The organism is Brenneria salicis ATCC 15712 = DSM 30166, assembly GCF_003315515.1.
Lineage (GTDB): Bacteria > Pseudomonadota > Gammaproteobacteria > Enterobacterales > Enterobacteriaceae > Brenneria > Brenneria salicis.
Genome location: NZ_QNRY01000012.1, coordinates 16599 through 33739, shown reverse-complemented (window position 1 = coordinate 33739; position 17141 = coordinate 16599). Strand labels below are relative to the sequence as shown.

At 53.3% G+C, this 17141-nt stretch carries 15 protein-coding genes and 2 pseudogenes; 11 read left to right on the top strand and 6 right to left on the bottom strand.

Annotated features, from left to right (window positions below):
* Position 1: 1 nt before the first annotated feature.
* Together hemD and hemC are read right to left on the bottom strand one after the other, a co-directional pair.
* A complete protein-coding gene (gene hemD, locus DES54_RS07410; protein WP_113866026.1) occupies positions 2 to 742 on the bottom strand; it encodes a uroporphyrinogen-III synthase in 741 nt (246 codons plus the stop codon).
* Complete coding sequence (gene hemC, locus DES54_RS07405; protein ID WP_113866024.1) at positions 739 to 1680, bottom strand: hydroxymethylbilane synthase; 942 nt, start codon at positions 1678 to 1680, stop codon at positions 739 to 741. Before hemC ends, hemD begins: the two co-directional genes overlap by 4 nt.
* Positions 1681 to 2012: 332 nt before the next feature.
* Between hemC and DES54_RS07395 the strand changes: the two genes are divergently transcribed.
* Positions 2013 to 4568, top strand: coding sequence for a class I adenylate cyclase (locus tag DES54_RS07395; RefSeq protein ID WP_113866020.1), 2556 nt, complete (start codon positions 2013 to 2015; stop codon positions 4566 to 4568).
* 71 nt (positions 4569 to 4639) lie between these two features.
* Entirely contained in the window at positions 4640 to 5812 is a 1173-nt protein-coding gene (locus DES54_RS07390; RefSeq protein ID WP_113866018.1) for an MFS transporter, read from the top strand.
* Between the two features lie 19 nt (positions 5813 to 5831).
* On the opposite strand, the pseudogene cyaY reads toward DES54_RS07390, so the two are convergent.
* Positions 5832 to 6069: pseudogene (gene cyaY / locus DES54_RS07385) on the bottom strand (iron donor protein CyaY).
* A 77-nt stretch (positions 6070 to 6146) separates the two neighbouring features.
* Between cyaY and lptM the strand changes: the two are divergent.
* From lptM to uvrD, 6 genes are all read left to right on the top strand, one after another.
* A complete protein-coding gene (gene lptM / locus DES54_RS07380) occupies positions 6147 to 6314 on the top strand; it encodes an LPS translocon maturation chaperone LptM (RefSeq protein WP_211185851.1) in 168 nt (55 codons plus the stop codon).
* An 87-nt stretch (positions 6315 to 6401) separates the two neighbouring features.
* On the top strand, positions 6402 to 7226 hold the full coding sequence (gene dapF, locus DES54_RS07375; RefSeq protein ID WP_113866014.1) for a diaminopimelate epimerase: 825 nt from the start codon (positions 6402 to 6404) through the stop codon (positions 7224 to 7226).
* The gene (locus DES54_RS07370) at positions 7223 to 7927 is read left to right on the top strand and encodes a DUF484 domain-containing protein (RefSeq protein WP_113866012.1); all 705 of its coding nucleotides are present in this window, start codon (positions 7223 to 7225) and stop codon (positions 7925 to 7927) included. The genes dapF and DES54_RS07370 overlap by 4 nt, the downstream gene beginning before the upstream one ends.
* Positions 7924 to 8850, top strand: a complete 927-nt coding sequence (xerC, locus tag DES54_RS07365) for a tyrosine recombinase XerC (protein WP_113866010.1) — start codon at positions 7924 to 7926, stop codon at positions 8848 to 8850. Before DES54_RS07370 ends, xerC begins: the two co-directional genes overlap by 4 nt.
* Positions 8850 to 9566, top strand: a complete 717-nt coding sequence (gene yigB, locus DES54_RS07360; RefSeq protein WP_113866008.1) for a 5-amino-6-(5-phospho-D-ribitylamino)uracil phosphatase YigB — start codon at positions 8850 to 8852, stop codon at positions 9564 to 9566. Before xerC ends, yigB begins: the two co-directional genes overlap by 1 nt.
* An 86-nt stretch (positions 9567 to 9652) precedes the next feature.
* Positions 9653 to 11815 (top strand): DNA helicase II, encoded by a 2163-nt coding sequence (gene uvrD / locus DES54_RS07355; RefSeq protein ID WP_113866006.1) that lies wholly within the window; start codon positions 9653 to 9655, stop codon positions 11813 to 11815.
* Between the two features lie 243 nt (positions 11816 to 12058).
* Here uvrD and DES54_RS07350 read toward each other — a convergent pair whose 3' ends face one another.
* Complete coding sequence (locus DES54_RS07350; protein WP_211185852.1) at positions 12059 to 12298, bottom strand: DUF2645 family protein; 240 nt, start codon at positions 12296 to 12298, stop codon at positions 12059 to 12061.
* 186 nt (positions 12299 to 12484) lie between these two features.
* Positions 12485 to 12748, bottom strand: coding sequence for a hypothetical protein (locus DES54_RS07345; RefSeq protein WP_113866004.1), 264 nt, complete (start codon positions 12746 to 12748; stop codon positions 12485 to 12487).
* A gap of 116 nt (positions 12749 to 12864) precedes the next feature.
* Between DES54_RS07345 and corA the strand changes: the two genes are divergently transcribed.
* Both corA and DES54_RS07335 read left to right on the top strand, forming a co-directional pair.
* The gene (corA, locus tag DES54_RS07340) at positions 12865 to 13815 is read left to right on the top strand and encodes a magnesium/cobalt transporter CorA (protein ID WP_113866002.1); all 951 of its coding nucleotides are present in this window, start codon (positions 12865 to 12867) and stop codon (positions 13813 to 13815) included.
* Between the two features lie 219 nt (positions 13816 to 14034).
* Positions 14035 to 15093, top strand: coding sequence for an AbrB family transcriptional regulator (locus DES54_RS07335; RefSeq protein ID WP_113866112.1), 1059 nt, complete (start codon positions 14035 to 14037; stop codon positions 15091 to 15093).
* On the opposite strand, the pseudogene rarD reads toward DES54_RS07335, so the two are convergent.
* A pseudogene (gene rarD, locus DES54_RS07330) lies at positions 15059 to 15987 on the bottom strand (EamA family transporter RarD). The gene DES54_RS07335 and the pseudogene rarD sit on opposite strands and share 35 nt — an antisense overlap.
* A gap of 253 nt (positions 15988 to 16240) precedes the next feature.
* Here rarD and pldA point away from each other — a divergent pair.
* The gene (gene pldA / locus DES54_RS07325) at positions 16241 to 17107 is read left to right on the top strand and encodes a phospholipase A (protein WP_113866000.1); all 867 of its coding nucleotides are present in this window, start codon (positions 16241 to 16243) and stop codon (positions 17105 to 17107) included.
* The last annotated feature ends 34 nt before the right edge of the window (positions 17108 to 17141 follow it).

Below are 17141 nucleotides of genomic sequence, written 5' to 3'. Positions count from 1 at the left end.
TTTATTGTAGTGCGCGCACGAGCGCATCGTTGTCGGCGTTATCGGCTACTCGAATATGGCGCCAGCCAAGCTGACGCGCCTGCGTTGCCAGGCGTTCACTGACCACAATCACCTGACATCCGAGTAACCAGGAAGTCCGATAGTAATCAGGAACTAAATTATAGATCTGTTGTAGCATTTCTCCGCTGGTGATCACCACCCTGTCAATACCAGCCTGTTGCCAGTGACGACTCTGTTCCAGCCCGTCGTAATGTACGGCGCGGCGTTGATAACATTCACAGTAAACCACGCCGGCGCCCCGCGCGGCGAGGGTGGCGCCAAGCAGTTCCCTACCGCCGTTACCCCGTAATAATAGCGCTTGTTTGCCATTAACATGCTGAAGTTCGGGAAGTTGCAACAATGTTTCGCTGGTTTCTCTATCCTGAGGGTAGGAAACAGGCTGTGCGCTGACTTTGTGCAACGTCAGTGCGGTTGTCCTGCCAATAGCATAGTAGATTAGCGTGGAAGGCCAGCCATTGCCTGTCCGGGTCAGCAGCGGATCGGCATAATTTATCGCATGCTGTGAGAGTGCAAACACCATGTCGCCGGGTTGCAACGCGGCCAGCCGAGTCGGTAACTGGTTCAATTCATGGCCCGGTGAAAACTCAATCAGCGGGCTGTGCCAGGCGCTGTAGCCCAGTTTTCGCAATCGGGTCACCAGTTGCTCGCCAGCCGGTGACGGACGGGTCACCAGAATGGTCATGATGAGGGCGTTTCCTGATAGACGGATTGCAGGATTTCACGAGCCCCTTTCGCTAATAATTCTTCCGCCAGCGAGGTGCCGATTTGCGCGGCATCCGCCATGTCGCCAGTACGTTCACCGACGATGATCCGGCTGCCATCCGGGGCGCCGACCAGCGCGCGCAGCCACAAGGTGTCATCTTTCAATTCGGCGTAACTGCCGATAGGCACCTGACACCCGCCTTCCAGACGGAGATTCATCGCCCGTTCCGCCTGCACGCGGGCGGCGGTGGCGGCATGGTTCAACGGGGCAAGCAATCGCCGGGTACGTTCGTCATTTAACCGACATTCAATGCCGATCGCCCCTTGCCCGACGGCAGGCAGTGATTCTTCAGGGCTGAGAGCGCTGCGGATGCGATCTTCCAGCTTCAGGCGTTTCAGGCCCGCCACCGCCAGAATAATGGCGTCGTATTCGCCGTTATCCAGTTTTGACAGGCGCGTACCGACATTGCCGCGTAAATCCCGAATGATCAGATCAGGCCGTCTGGCGCGCAATTGGCACTGGCGGCGCAGGCTGGACGTGCCTACGCAACTGCCGGCGGGTAATTGATCGAGGCTGGCGTAGTGATTGGAAACGAAAGCATCGCGCGGGTCGTCCCGTTCACAGATGGTGACGAGTCCGAGGCCGTCAGGGAATTCGATCGGAACATCTTTCATGGAGTGAACGGCAATATCGGCGAGGCCCGCCAGCAGCGCCAACTCCAATTCTTTGACAAACAAACCCTTACCGCCCACCTTCGCCAGCGGGGTATCCAGAATGACATCGCCGCGGGTCACCATAGGGACCAGTTCGACCTGAAGTTGGGGGTGGAATTGCGTCAGACGTTGTTGCACATATCGTGCTTGCCACAGGGCGAGCGGGCTTTGTCGGGTGGCAATTCTAATAATGTTGTCTACCATGCTTGATACCGTTTTTATCATTTTCCACCATCGTATCACTGATGGTGCGCAAGTGTCAGGTTACGGACATGGGCGGTACGTCTTTAAACGTACAGGCGAGACACAGGAAGGTGGCGATGAGAGAGCGGGCTGGTTCGGGCAACTGAAAAAACGTAATAAAAGCAAGATAGATAAGTCTAACTTTCTTTACTTTCTTTACGCTCAATCAGCAAGGTGTTAAATTGATCACGTTTCCAGCAATATTTTGCCAAACATTCTTATAATTTCATCAGCGGCAGATTTGGAATACGGGTTTTTTTCTAGGCACTGGGATAATCATCAGGCGAAACGTCTTGTACTTCTATATCGAGACTTTGAAGCAAAGACTGGATGCGATCAACCAACTGCGGGTTGATCGTGCTCTGGAAGCAATGAAGCCCGCTTTTCAGCAGGTCTACAGTCTTTTGCCGATCTTATTACATCATCATCACCCGTTGATGCCAGGCTACCTTGAAGGCAAGGTTCCGCACGGTATCTGCTTTTACACGCCTGATGAAAAACAACAGCGCTACCTGGATAACATCGAATTAAAATGGGGCCAGTTGGCGGATTCGCACGAGCAAGGCGAGTTGCCGATCACCGGCGTCTACTCAATGGGCAGCACCGCTTCCATTGGTCAGAGTTGCAGTTCTGATCTGGATATCTGGGTTTGTCATCAGTCCTGGCTCGATAATGAAGAGCGTTCGCGGTTGCAGCAGAAATGTAAGCTGCTGGAACAGTGGGCGGCCGCGCAAGGCGTGGATGTCAGCTTCTTCCTGATGGATGAAAACCGCTTCCGCCATAATGAAAGCGGCAGCCTCGGCGGTGAGGATTGCGGTTCCACACAACATATCCTGTTGCTGGATGAGTTTTATCGTACTGCGGTGCGTATGGCGGGTAAGCGTATTCTATGGAATATGGTACCGGTTGAAGAAGAGTCAAACTATGACGAATACGTGCTGTCGCTGTATGCTCAAAGCGCTCTGGCGCCGAACGAGTGGCTGGATCTGGGCGGGCTGAGTACGCTTTCTGCGGAAGAGTATTTCGGCGCCAGCCTGTGGCAGTTGTATAAAAGCATCGATTCCCCCTATAAGGCGGTGTTGAAAACGCTGCTGCTGGAAGCCTATTCCTGGGAATATCCCGATACGCATCTGCTTTCAATGGATATTAAAGCGCGTTTGCACAAAGGCGAGATCGTTTCTTTCGGTCTGGACCCCTACTGCATGATGCTGGAACGCGTTACCCGTTATCTGACGGCGATTAACGATCCAACCCGCCTGGATCTGGCTCGTCGCTGTTTCTATCTGAAAGTCTGTGAAAAATTATCCAGAGAGCGCGCCTGCGTAGTCTGGCGCCGTCAAATCCTGAGCCAACTGGTGCAGGAGTGGGACTGGAGTCCTGAGTATCTGGCGATGCTGGATAATCGCGCCAACTGGAAAATCGAGCGTGTGCGCGAAGCACACAATGAACTGCTCGACGCGATGATGCAGACTTATCGCAACCTGATTCGCTTTGCCCGCCGTAACAATCTGAGCGTGAGCGCCAGTCCGCAGGATATCGGCGTTCTCACCCGTAAGCTCTATGCCGCATTTGAAGCATTGCCGGGCAAAGTGACGCTGCTGAATCCGCAGATTTCGCCTGATTTATCCGAGCCGAATCTGACCTTTATTTATGTGCCTGCCGGACGCGCCAACCGCACCGGCTGGTATCTGTACAATCAGGCGCCGTCGATGGACGCCATCATCAGCCATCAGCCGCTGGAGTATAACCGCTATCTGAACAAGCTGGTGGCCTGGGCCTACTTTAACGGCCTGCTGACGCCTGCCACGCGCTTGTACATCAAAGGCAACGAATTGTGCGACATCACCCGCTTGCAGGAGCTGGTGGCGGATGTTTCAAGCCATTTCCCGCTGCGTCTACCCGCGCCGACGCCGAAAGCGCTCTACAGTCCGTGTGAGATCCGTCATCTGGCGATCATCGTCAATCTGGAATATGACCCCACCGCCGCCTTCCGTAATCAGGTGGTGCATTTTGATTTCCGCCATCTGGATGTTTTCAGTTTCGGTCAGCAGCAGCAATGTCTGGTGGGAAGTATCGATTTGCTGTACCGCAACTCCTGGAATGAAGTGCGTACTCTGCATTTCAGCGGCGAGCAGGCGGTACTGGAAGCGCTGAAAACCATTCTGGGCAAGATGCATCAGGACGCCGCGTTGCCGGAATCGCTGGAAGTTTTCTGTTATAGCCAGCATTTACGCGGCCTGATTCGTACTCGCGTACAACAGCTGGTATCTGAATGTATTGAACTACGCCTGACCAGCACACGTCAGGAGCCCAGCCGCTTCAAAGCGGTGAAAGTGGCCGGACAAACCTGGGGATTGTTCTTTGAACGGCTGAGCGTCTCGGTACAGAAGTTGGAAAACGCCGTCGAGTTTTATGGCGCGATCTCCAACAATAAACTGCAAGGTCAGCCTGTTCAGGTGGAAACCAACCATGTGCATTTGCCAGCGGTGGTGGATGGTGTGGCCAGTGAAGGGATTATCCAGTTCTTCTTTGAAGATCTTGATGAAAATCGGGGCTTTAATATCTATATTCTGGATGAGTCCAACCGGGTTGAAGTGTACCGCCACTGCGAAGGCAGCAAGGAAGAACTGGTGCGTGACGTCAGCCGGTTCTATTCGTCCTCTCATGATCGCTTTACTTATGGTTCAAGCTTTATTAATTTCAATCTGCCGCAGTTTTATCAGATTGTGCAATTGGATGGCCGAACTCAGGTGATCCCTTTCCGCAGCAGCGCGCTTTCCCATTTGTGTATTACGCCAGTCGCAGAGGGTCAGACAATGGTCATGAAGCAGCGCTTGAAGATACTTTAGTTTTTATCCTTCAACATCATTGGCCAGATCTGGCTTTTTTCTTTTCGCCGTATTGAGAAAAGGACTTCACCTTGGATGCATTATCACGTAACAATTTGATATTACTGGTGTTAGGTCAGGGATTGACGGGCAGTATCATTTCGCTGATCACCCTTTCTTCTACCTTGGTCGGCATCCTGATGACGCCGGTTCCGTTGTTGACCACGCTGCCAATTACGTCAACGGTCTGCGGCGCCACGCTGATGATTTACTCGGTTTCCTCGCTGATGGCGAAATATGGCAGGCGCAACGCTTTTATCTTCGGCGCCTTGCTGGGGGTGACGGGCTCGCTGCTGGCGGCGTGGGCGATAGTATTGAACAGTTTTGCCCTGTTTGTTTTTTCCACATTTATGTTGGGCATGTCCTGCGCGTTCAATCAGTATTATCGTTTTGCGGCGGCGGAAATCTTTACGGATCAGCAGCAAAAAAGCAGCGCGATTTCATGGGTTATCAGCGGCGGGATCCTGGGCGGTTTTATCGGACCTTTCGCCGCCAGCCAATCCGCCTATTTATGGTCGCCGTATCCCTTCTTTGGCAGCTTTATCGCCGGGGCGGTTATCTGTACCTTCACGGCGCTATTGCTGTTGGGGCTGAAATTACCCAATACGGCGCCTGTCGCGGCAACGCATAAGGAAGAAGCGTCGTTGTTTTCAATTCTGAAAAGCCGTGCGTTTATGTTGGGAACGGTGAGTTGCACGGTCGGTTTTGTGGTGATGACGCTGCTGATGAATTCAGCGCCGCTCGCCATGCATCAGCACCACTTTTCGGTGGACAACAGCGCGACGGCATTGCAGTGGCATTTTGTGGCGATGTATGCCCCGGCGTTGCTGCTGGTAGTGTTGGCAAAACGGATGAGCGCTACGCAGGTGATCGTCACCGGTATTCTCTGCAATGTGATCGGTATTGTTGTCGCGTTAAGCGGCGTAACGTTCTGGCATTTCCTGGTTGCGTTGATAATGTACGGCATCGGCTGGGCGTTCATGTTCAACGGCGGCACGTTTATGTTGAATACCTTTACCCATTCCGTGCATAAATCCCGGTTACAGGGGATCAACTCACTGGCTATCGCTATCCCCAATGCGCTGGCGTCGCTGTCGGCGGGGAGTATGATGGCGCTTACCAGCGGCTGGCCGCTGGTGAATATGTTCGGCATCGCCGTGCTGTTGCTGATGGTGCTCCTGCTGGCACGCGCCTGGCGCGGCTAACCGTAAAAGTCTGATGGCGTCATGCGAAGTGGACATCTTCGCCTGCCTGCGCGGAACAGGCGGCGGACAGCAACGCCATCAAATCATCGCCGCTGCGAGCGCCTATCCAGCGGTCAGCCTGATAATTGAAGTGATAGCCTCCGGCTTTGGTCGCCAGCCAGACCTGATGCATCGGCATCGCCGGCAAACTGATCCAGCGTTTCTTCCAACTGAAGCATCAATTTATCGGCTAATTGATGGAACTCGCTATCGTTCATTTTCGATTCCAGTTGATTTTCATGATCCACCTGCGATTATAGAGAGCATACGAGTAGGAATTACAGGTCTTAATGTTATGAAAAAAGTATTTCGTCGGTTTTTTCTGGCGTTATCGTTACTAAGCCTGTTCGGGTGCGGCTTAAAAGGGCCGCTGTATATGCCGCCCGAACAGAAGGCCGCATCGACAGGCGCCGAGCAGAATGCGAATCAGGCATCACATCAAAATGTGCCCGTGCAACGTTAGTGCGTGACGATGTGTTTCTATCATTATTTTATAACAGGTCACGATAGCGTTTTTACCGCGCCCGGTTAAGCCAGCGGAGTCAGGATAATGCAGTTCGCTAAAATGCACGGCTTAGGCAACGATTTCATGGTTGTTGATGCAGTCACGCAGAATGTTTATTTTTCCCCCGAATTGATCCGCCGTTTGGCGGAACGGCATTGCGGTGTCGGTTTCGATCAATTGCTGGTGGTGGAGCCCCCCTACGATCCTGAACTGGACTTCCATTATCGTATTTTCAATGCCGACGGCAGCGAAGTCGCTCAATGCGGCAATGGCGCACGCTGTTTTGCCCGTTTCGTCCGTCTGAAAGGGTTGACCAATAAGCGCGATATCGCGGTCAGCACTCAGACCGGGCGCATGATCCTCTCTGTCACCGATGATGAACTGGTGCGGGTCAATATGGGCGAACCCAATTTTGAACCGCAGCAGGTGCCGTTTCGGGCGGTCAAAGCGGAAAAAACCTACATCATGCGCGCCGGTGAGCACACCATACTTTGCGGTGTCGTCTCTATGGGTAATCCGCATTGCGTGATCCAGGTCGATGATGTAAATAGCGCGAATGTGGAAGTGATCGGACCGTTGCTGGAAAGCCATGAGCGTTTTCCAGAACGTGCTAATATCGGTTTTATGCAGGTTGTCGATCGTCATACGGTTCGTCTGCGGGTTTATGAACGTGGCGCGGGCGAAACGCAGGCATGCGGCAGCGGCGCCTGCGCTGCTGTGGCCGTTGGGGTACAGCAGGGGCTGCTGGCTTCGCAGGTACGGGTGACGCTGCCTGGCGGTGATCTGGATATTCATTGGGACGGTCCGGGGCATCCGTTGTTTATGACCGGTCCTGCAACGCATGTTTACGATGGATTTATTCATTTATGAAGAATGTCGAGGAGCAGGCAGAGCGCCAAATCGCACTCAGTGACGAGATGGTTTTGCAGTTCCTGCAACAGAATCCTGATTTTTTTATCCGCAATGCCCGTCCTACCGAGCAAATGCAGATCCCGCATCCCGTCAGAGGGACGGTATCGCTGGTCGAGTGGCAGCTTGCTCGTCAACGGCATCACATCTCGCAGCTTGAAGAAGAAATCACGTTGCTGATGGAACAGGCGAAGGCGAACGAGGTGCTGTTCAAGCGACTGCTCAGCCTGCAAGCTGAACTGACCTCTGCCGACAGCCTGCTGGATATGCTCGATCGGCTTCAGCGCTGGGCGCGCAAGCTTGGCTTGGCCAGCGCATCCGTTCGCCTGTTCAGTGATAAATGGCGTATCGGCGCCCCTTCCGATTTCACGCATCTGGCGCTGAATCGCACGTTGTTTGAGCCGTTGCGTATTCAACGTTTCGGTCATTCCAACCATTATCTGGGCAACCTGAACGGCCCCGAATTGCTGATGCTGTTGCCGCAGGCCAAACAGGTGGGATCAGTCGCGTTATCCTTAATGGGTGAAAGCCACGACTTAGGGCTGCTGATCTTCAGTAGCCGTGACACGCATCACTATCAGGATGGTATGGGAACCGTGCTGTTGCAGCAATTGGCGACCATGTTGCCCGCCATGCTGGAGCGCTGGGTTGAGCGGATATGAGCCAGCCGGATCGACCTTCAGAGTGTGGCGCGCTGCAATCCGGCGTGGATGATTTCCTGCGTTATCTGAAAGTGGAGCGTCAATTAAGTCCGCTGACGCAAATCAGTTATGCCCGCCAGTTGGCCGCGATCATCACGATGGTGTCGGCTGCCGGCGTGACGGATTGGAAAAAACTGGATGCGGCGGGCGTTCGCGCTGTGGTTTCCCGTAGTAAGCGAGACGGGTTGCATGCGGCAAGTCTGGCGCTGCGGTTATCGGCGTTGCGCAGCTTCCTTGATTGGATGGTGTCGCGCGGCGCGCTGGGCGCGAATCCGGCCAAAGGCGTTTCCACGCCGCGAGCCGGTCGCCATCTGCCCAAAAATATGGATGTCGATGAGATAGATCGCCTGCTGGATATTGATCTGAACGATCCGCTGGCGGTGCGCGATCGGGCGATGCTGGAAGTGATGTACGGCGCCGGCTTGCGTCTGGCTGAACTGGTGGGTATGGACTGTCAGCATGTTAATCTTGATACGGGCGAAGTCTGGGTGGTGGGCAAAGGCAGCAAAGAACGTAAATTGCCGATAGGAAAAATGGCGGTTACCTGGCTGGAACAGTGGCTGGCGCAGCGCGAACTGTTCGGACCGCAGGACGACGCTATTTTTGTTTCCAACCAGGGGCGACGTATTTCCATGCGCAATGTGCAGAAGCGTTTTGCTGAATGGGGCGTGAAACAAGGCATCAGCAGCCACGTTCATCCGCACAAACTGCGACACTCTTTTGCCACTCACATGCTGGAATCCAGCGGCGATTTGCGTGCGGTTCAGGAATTGCTGGGGCATGCCAACCTGTCAACGACACAGATTTATACCCATCTGGACTTTCAGCATTTAGCGTCGGTCTATGACGACGCGCATCCACGCGCCAAACGAGGAAAAACCTGATGCATTTTTACCGGCCTCTGGGTCGAATCCGTGCGATCACGTTCGATTTGGACGACACGCTGTACGACAATGATGAGGTGATACGGCGCACGGAGCGAGAGTCGGTGAGCTTTTTACAACAGTATCACCCCGCGCTAGCTGATTTTCAGGCAGAGGATTTCCATCGACTGCGCGATGAACTGCGGGCGCGGGAGCCGGACATTTATCATGACGTCACCCAATGGCGTCGCCGGGCGGTTGAGCAGGTGATGTTGAGTGCGGGCCTGAATACGGCGCAGGCGGCGGCAGGCGCGAGCGAAGCGATGGCGGATTTCGCCCGCTGGCGCAGTCAAATCGAGGTAACGGATGAGACGCACCGTGTGCTGTCTGTTTTGGCCGAACATGTGCCGTTGGCGGCGATCACTAATGGCAACGCCGAGCCGCATCGATTTGGGTTGGGGCGCTATTTCAGATTTATTCTCCGCGCCGGCGCCGACGGGCGCGCAAAGCCGTTTGAGGATATGTATCATCTGGCGGCGGAAAAACTCGATTTGCCCCTGCATCAGATTTTGCATGTGGGCGATGATCTCACCGCCGATGTCGTCGGTGCGGTACGTTGTGGCATGCAGGCGTGCTGGATCAATCTGCGCGCAGGCAACCTGATGCGGATTGATGACGCCCGGCTACTGCCGCATATTGAAATTTCACGGTTGGCATCGCTGACAGCATTGTTATAATCACTTTATTAAACTGTATAAATCACCAGTGGAAAGGTGTCTTCCTGGTGACGACACCCCTTCCCGCCAACGGATAACCGGTATCTATGGACGTTTCTGAACTGCTCGATGGCCTCAACGACAAACAACGCGATGCGGTAGCCGCGCCACGCGGCAATGTATTGGTGCTGGCCGGAGCGGGCAGCGGCAAAACCAGGGTATTGGTGCACCGTATCGCCTGGTTGCTGGCCGTTGAAAACTGTTCGCCTTATTCCATTATGGCGGTGACTTTCACCAACAAAGCCGCGGCGGAAATGCGTCATCGCATCGATCACCTGATCGGCACCAGCCAGGGCGGAATGTGGATCGGCACTTTTCATGGCCTGGCCCACCGTTTGCTGCGTGCGCATCATACGGACGCCGGGCTGCCGCAGGATTTTCAGATCCTAGATAGCGATGATCAACTCCGGTTGCTCAAGCGTCTGATACGCGCCCTGAATCTGGATGAGAAGCAGTGGCCGCCGCGTCAGGCCATGTGGTACATCAACGGTAAAAAAGACGAAGGGCTGCGTCCCCAACATATTGAAAGTTATGGCAATCCTATCGAACAAACCTGGCAGCGGGTGTATCAGGCTTATCAGGAAGCCTGCGATCGCGCCGGATTGGTGGATTTTGCCGAGTTGCTGCTGCGCGCGCATGAACTGTGGTTAAACAAGCCGCATGTGCTGAACCACTATCGCGAACGATTCACCAATATTCTGGTGGATGAGTTTCAGGACACCAACCGTATCCAGTATGCGTGGATCCGTATGCTGGCGGGCGACAGCGCCAAAGTGATGATCGTGGGTGATGACGATCAGTCTATCTATGGCTGGCGCGGCGCGCAGGTCGAAAATATCCAGTTGTTCTTGAAAGACTTTGCCGGCGCCGAGACGATTCGGCTGGAACAAAATTACCGTTCGACCAGCACTATCCTGAAAGCGGCCAATGCGCTGATTGCGCACAACGGTGGGCGTCTGGGGAAAAATTTGTGGACGGACGGCGTGGAAGGCGAGCCGATTTCACTCTATTGCGCGTTTAATGAACTGGACGAAGCCCGGTTCGTCGTCAACCGCATCAAAGTCTGGCAGAAAAATGGCGAATCGTTGAACGACAACGCCATTTTATATCGCAGCAACGCCCAGTCGCGTGTGCTGGAGGAAGCGCTGTTGCAACAAAGCATGCCGTATCGCATCTACGGCGGCATGCGGTTCTTTGAACGTCAGGAAGTTAAAGATGCGTTGGCCTATCTGCGCCTGATCGCCAACCGGAATGACGATGCGGCGTTCGAGCGGGTGGTGAATACCCCGACGCGCGGCGTCGGCGACAGAACGCTGGATGTGGTGCGCCAAACCGCGCGCGACAGGCAGTTGACGCTGTGGCAGTCAACGCGCGCGTTATTGCAGGACAAGGCGCTGGCGGGACGCGCAAGCGCATCGCTACAGCGCTTTGTGGAACTGATTGATGCGCTGGCCTATGAAACCGCTGAACTGCCCTTGCATGTACAGACTGACCGGGTGATTAAAGATTCCGGTCTGTGGAGCATGTACGAGCAGGAGAAAGGGGAAAAAGGCCAGGCGCGCATAGAAAACCTCGAAGAACTGGTCACTGCCACACGGCAGTTCAGTTATCAGGATGAAGATCAGGATCTGATGCCATTACAGGCGTTCCTGTCGCACGCGGCGTTGGAAGCGGGAGAAGGGCAGGCGGACGCCAATCAGGATGCGGTGCAACTGATGACGCTGCACTCGGCGAAAGGACTGGAATTTCCGCAGGTTTTCATTGTCGGGATGGAAGAGGGCATGTTCCCCAGCCAGATGTCGCTGGATGAAGGCGGTCGGCTGGAGGAGGAGCGCCGTCTGGCCTATGTGGGCGTGACGCGCGCCATGCAAAAACTGACGTTGACCTATGCGGAATCCCGGCGTTTGTACGGCAAGGAAGCTTATCATCGTCCTTCGCGTTTTGTGGGCGAATTGCCGGCGGAATGCGTTGAGGAAGTCCGTCTGCGGGCCAGCGTATCGCGTCCGGTTAATCATCAGCGGCTGGGTACGCCCGTCAGCCAGAATGACAGTGGCTATACGCTGGGGCAACGGGTTCGTCACACCAAATTTGGCGAAGGCACCATCGTCAATCTGGAAGGCAGCGGCGACCACTGCCGGATTCAGGTGGCGTTTCAGGGACAAGGAATTAAATGGCTGGTCGCGGCTTACGCCAGGCTTGAAACGGTGTGATTTATTAAAGTGGTCTCTTCCAAAGTCGGGGCTACTATAAAAAAGCGAGGGAAAGCTTATGGGAAATAATATCTACGTTATCGTCAGGCGAGCCTGAAAATGGAAGACGCCCTTAATCGGTTTTCTCGCATGCTGCGTATTTCATCTCTTTCCATAATTACGGAGAATTTTCGAACAGCTTTCTTTATTAAATAGCCTGAGAATGGCGTTTATATTTCTTTACTCTTCGAAATAAAAGGTTAATTAACAACTATGAAAGCGTATTAAAAATCGCCATATATAATATAATGCTATAATAAACAAGGTTATTATTCTTATTTTATTCTTTTTTACGAAAAAAAATGGAATAAATACAGGAAAAATTATGAAGAAGAAAAATCCATCGCCATCTCCTTTAGGAACTTCGCAAAGGCTTTTGATCTCCTTATCATCGATCATCCACTCATTTCTGTTGTGGAGAATGCATAGATTAAAAAAACACAAATAATTGAGTAACCATAGAATAAAAAAGAGGGTAAAAATTTTTTTGTTTTTAACATCTGGCGTAAATCCTGTTTTTAGCTTATGAAATCATGGAAATTTCGTTGAATACCTCTGTTGTAACAAAAGTTTACTACAATCAACTGCTCGTCAGTTAGATGGGGGGGTGATTGGGAAAATCATATTTGATTAAATCATAGAGGTGTTGTGCATCACCCATATCTGGGGGATAAAACCAGAAAATTTATTCAATCGGCGACAGCGGGTTTTAACGGCGGTTTTAAAGTTGACAGCCTTTTTCATCTCGGCGTAACATGCGCGCATCATCATTCCCGGAGGACCTACGCCTTGGACACACCCAGTCGATGCTGGCTCATAAACCTGCTCATTAGGTACAACTTCTAAGGCTATCTCCTGCTGATAGCCTTCGTGGTTGTCAGCGATACTATTCATGTCGCTACGAGTCAGATCCGTCGAACGGACTGAAACCTGCCGGTGACGTTTTCACCTCTGTTTCTGTGCTTCAATCGCGTTGTCCATCTCTGTTACTGAAAAGGGAGCTATGGCCCATGCTAAGCGCATTTAAACTGGATCACTGCCGTTTATCTCGTCTGGAACTGGATGACTCCGATGATCTCACTTCATCCGTGTGGGTCGATCTGATCGAGCCTGACGATGATGAGCGAGATAAAGTACAAAACGAACTGGGACAAAGTCTGGCTACCCGGCCAGAACTGGAAGATATTGAAGCGTCGGCGCGTTTCTTCGAAGACGAGGACGGGTTGCACATTCACTCCTTCTTCTTCTTTGAAGACGCGGAAGATCATGCCGGTAACGCGACCGTGGCGTTCACCATCCGGGATGGTCGCTTATATACGCTGCGCGAACGCGAACTGCCCGCCTTTCGTTTGTATCGCATGCGGGCGCGTAACCAAACACTGGTCGATGGCAATGCTTATGAACTGCTGCTGGATTTATTCGAAACCAAAATTGAGCAGTTGGCGGATGAAATCGAGAACATCTATAGCGATCTGGAATCATTGAGCCGCGTCATTATGGAAGGTCGTCAGGGCGAGGAATATGATGACGCGCTTTCCACGCTGGCGGAACTGGAAGACGTGGGCTGGAAGGTTCGTCTGTGCCTGATGGATACGCAGCGTGCGTTGAATTTCCTGGTTCGCAAGGCGCGTTTGCCATCCGGTCAACTGGAGCAGGCGCGTGAAATTCTGCGCGATATCGAATCCCTGTTGCCCCATAATGAATCGTTGTTTCAGAAGGTTAACTTCCTGATGCAAGCGGCAATGGGCTTCATTAACATTGAACAAAGCCGCATCATCAAAATCTTCTCGGTGGTTTCCGTGGTCTTTCTGCCGCCGACGCTGGTGGCATCCAGTTATGGGATGAACTTTGAGTTTATGCCTGAACTGAAATGGTCATTCGGCTATCCGGGCGCCATTGTGCTGATGATCCTGGCAGGACTGGCGCCGTATCTCTATTTCAAACGCAAAAACTGGCTGTAAACGCTATCTGAACGTTGTCGCGCTCCCGCTTTTGTGGAGCGCTTTATCCGGTTTCGCTGCTGCTATTACGTTATGTTTATCCGATACATCGACCCGCGCCGACCTTAAGACCGATTGGTTCTCATCGCGCGTTATCTTGTCATCAATTGCCATATTCATTATCTGACTAATCAGTTTAAAATGGCGGATAATGACTTATTGTTGAAACAGGTTGTGCGCATGAAAAGGGTTTCACCCTTGATGCAATGGGGGATACTGCTGTCGGTTTCACTCATTCTGGGGTTCGGGTTGCAGGTTTACCATGTCCCTGCTGCGTTGTTGCTGGGCCCCATGCTGGTTGGCGTGGTGATGGGGTTGAATGGCGCAACCATCCGTATTCCACCAGTATGTTTTGCTGGCAGCAACGCGGTGCTGGGTTGTCTGGTGGCGCAAAGTCTCTCGTTTTCCATCCTTAGTCCGTTAATCAGCGAATGGCCGCTGGTGCTGTTTATTTTGCTGGCTACGCTTGCCGCCAGTGGGCTTTCCGGTTGGCTGTTGGTGAAGTTCAGCGAATTACCGGGAACGACCGGCACCTGGGGCGCGTCTCCCGGCGGCGCTTCCGCCATGGTCGCCATGTCGGGGAAATTTGGCGCGGATGTGCGGCTGGTGGCCTTTATGCAGTATCTGCGCGTTTTGATGGTGACGGCCAGCGCAGCGTTTGTCGCGCGCCTCAGCCTGGGGGACGCGGCCGCCGAAAACAATGCCATGCTAGTGTGGTTTCCCTCGCTTGACTGGCGTTTCCCCGCGACATTGTGCGTCGCGTTTGGCGGAGCATGGTTGGCAAGGCGTCTGCGTATTCCTTCCGGCGCGCTGTTGGGACCGATGATTATTGGTTCATTTCTGCACGCCAGCGGGGTGATGCATTTACAGACGCCGGAATGGTTGCTGGCGCTGGCTTATGCTTTTATTGGCTGGAGCGTCGGTTTGTGTTTTACCCGCCCGATATTTTTCCTGGCCTTGCGCACCTTGCCGCACATGATGGCGTCCATCGTCGGGCTGATGTTGCTGTGCGGCGGCATGGCGCTGCTGGTCACGCGGATATTGCCTGTTGATTTGCTGACGGCTTATCTGGCGACCAGCCCCGGCGGGCTGGATTCGATCGCCATTATTGCGGCGGGCAGCAGGGTCGATATGGCGTTTGTCATTGCGATGCAGACGTTGCGACTGTTCTCGACGCTGCTCTTTAGTCCATTTCTCTCGCGCTTTATTTCGCGCCGTGTTGTATCTGATGCGAGGTAACCTGAACCCGACGTCGCTTACGTTGCGTATGAAGCGCATCCAGAATAAACAGCGCCAGCGCACTCCAGATAAAGGCAAACGTGATCAGTTTGTCGCTCCCCATCGGTTCACCATACAACATGACGGCCAGCAGGAACATCATGGTCGGCCCAAGGTATTGGAAAAAGCCCAACGTCGAGAGGGGCAGGCGCATCGCGGCAGCGGTGAAAAGCAGCAACGGGACGGTGGTGACCATGCCCGCGGCGATCAGCAGCAGGTTCAGCGACCACGGGTTGTCGAGCATATGACTGCTTGGGCTATCGGCGATAAAAACAGGTAGATAACCGCCAGCGGCAACAGCCAAAGGGTTTCGATCAGCATGCCGGTTTGCCCGTCAATCCCAATCTTTTTACGCAACAGACCGTATAACGCAAAACTGAAGGCCAGCGTTAACGCAACGATGGGCAGCGAACCGAACGTCCACAACTGGACGAGCACACCGACAACCGCCAGCAGTACCGCCATCCATTGCAGACGGCGAAGGCGCTCACCCAGAAACAGCACTCCCAGCAATACGTTAACCAGCGGGTTGATAAAGTAGCCCAGACTGGCTTCCAGCAGATGATTGTTATTGACCGCCCAGATATACAGTAACCAGTTACCGCCGACGAGCACGGCGGTCAGGGCCAGCAACAGCAGGTGTTTGACATTGCGGCAAACATAACGCACCTGACGCCATTTCCGGCTGACGGTCAGCAGGATCAACATAAAGAAAAACGACCAGATAATGCGGTGCGTCAGGATTTCATCAGGCGGAACATGCTTGAGCAACTTAAAGTAAACCGGTGCAATTCCCCAAATGAAATAGGCGCCCAGGGCGAAAAAGATCCCCTGTCGGGTTTGCTGCGAATTCATGGGTGACTCGATAAAGAAGGCGGGTGAGAGTGGCGCCAGTCTACTCGAAATAGCGGGTGTTTTCATCTCAGCCGTTAACCGATGACGTGTTTTGCCGTCGATTGAGCAAGAGAGCGTTCTTTTCTTTGTAGAAAAGACTGAGAAAGCATCAAACACGGGTTCAAATACCGCCGAACTGTGTAGAATGTCGGGTTTGTGTTGGTATTGGTTGTCCGGCGGGACAGCGATCTTGAATGCTCTGGGGGAGAAGTGAATGCGTAAAATTGTAGACATGTTGGTCGCGCTGCTGGCGACATCCGTTTATGCGGAAGAAACAAAAACAGAGCCGGAGAAGGATCAACCCGCAGTGCACGGCAGCATTATCGCCAGCTTGTTGCAGGATCATGACAGCCCGTTCGTTCTCTATCCTTATGAAAGCAACTATCTGCTGTATACCTATACCAGCAATATCAATAAAGCCGCGATACAAAGCTATAACTGGGCTGATGAAGCGCGCAAGGACGAGGTGAATTTCCAGCTTAGTCTGGGATTCCCGTTCTGGCGCGGGATTTTTGGGGATAACTCATTGCTGGGCGGTTCGTACACCCAGCGCTCATGGTGGCAGCTTTCCAACCGGGGCCAGTCCTCGCCGTTTCGTGAAACCGACTATGAACCGCAGATTTTTGTTGGTTGGGCGACAGATTACACCGTTGCCGGCTGGACGCTGCGGGATATCGAGGTCGGTTTCAATCATCAGTCCAACGGACGTTCTGAGCCTACTTCACGTAGCTGGAACCGCGTCTATGCGCGTCTTATGGCGCAAAACGGCAACTGGCAGTTGGATCTGAAACCCTGGGTCCGGTTATCGGACAGCGAGGATGATAACCCGGACATCACCAAATACATGGGACACTATCGTCTGCGCGTGGGCTATGTCTGGGGCGATAGCGTATTCAGCGCGGAAGGGCGCTACAACTGGAATAGCGGTTATGGCGGCGGCGAACTGGCCTGGAGTTATCCATTGACGCAACACGTGCGCTTTTATACCAAAGTGTTCAGCGGCTATGGCGAATCGCTGATTGATTACAATCATCGCCAGACGCGCTTCGGTATCGGGGTCACGCTCAACGATATGTTTTAGACGCTGGGGTTGGCGGTTTGCTCGTATCGTCTTT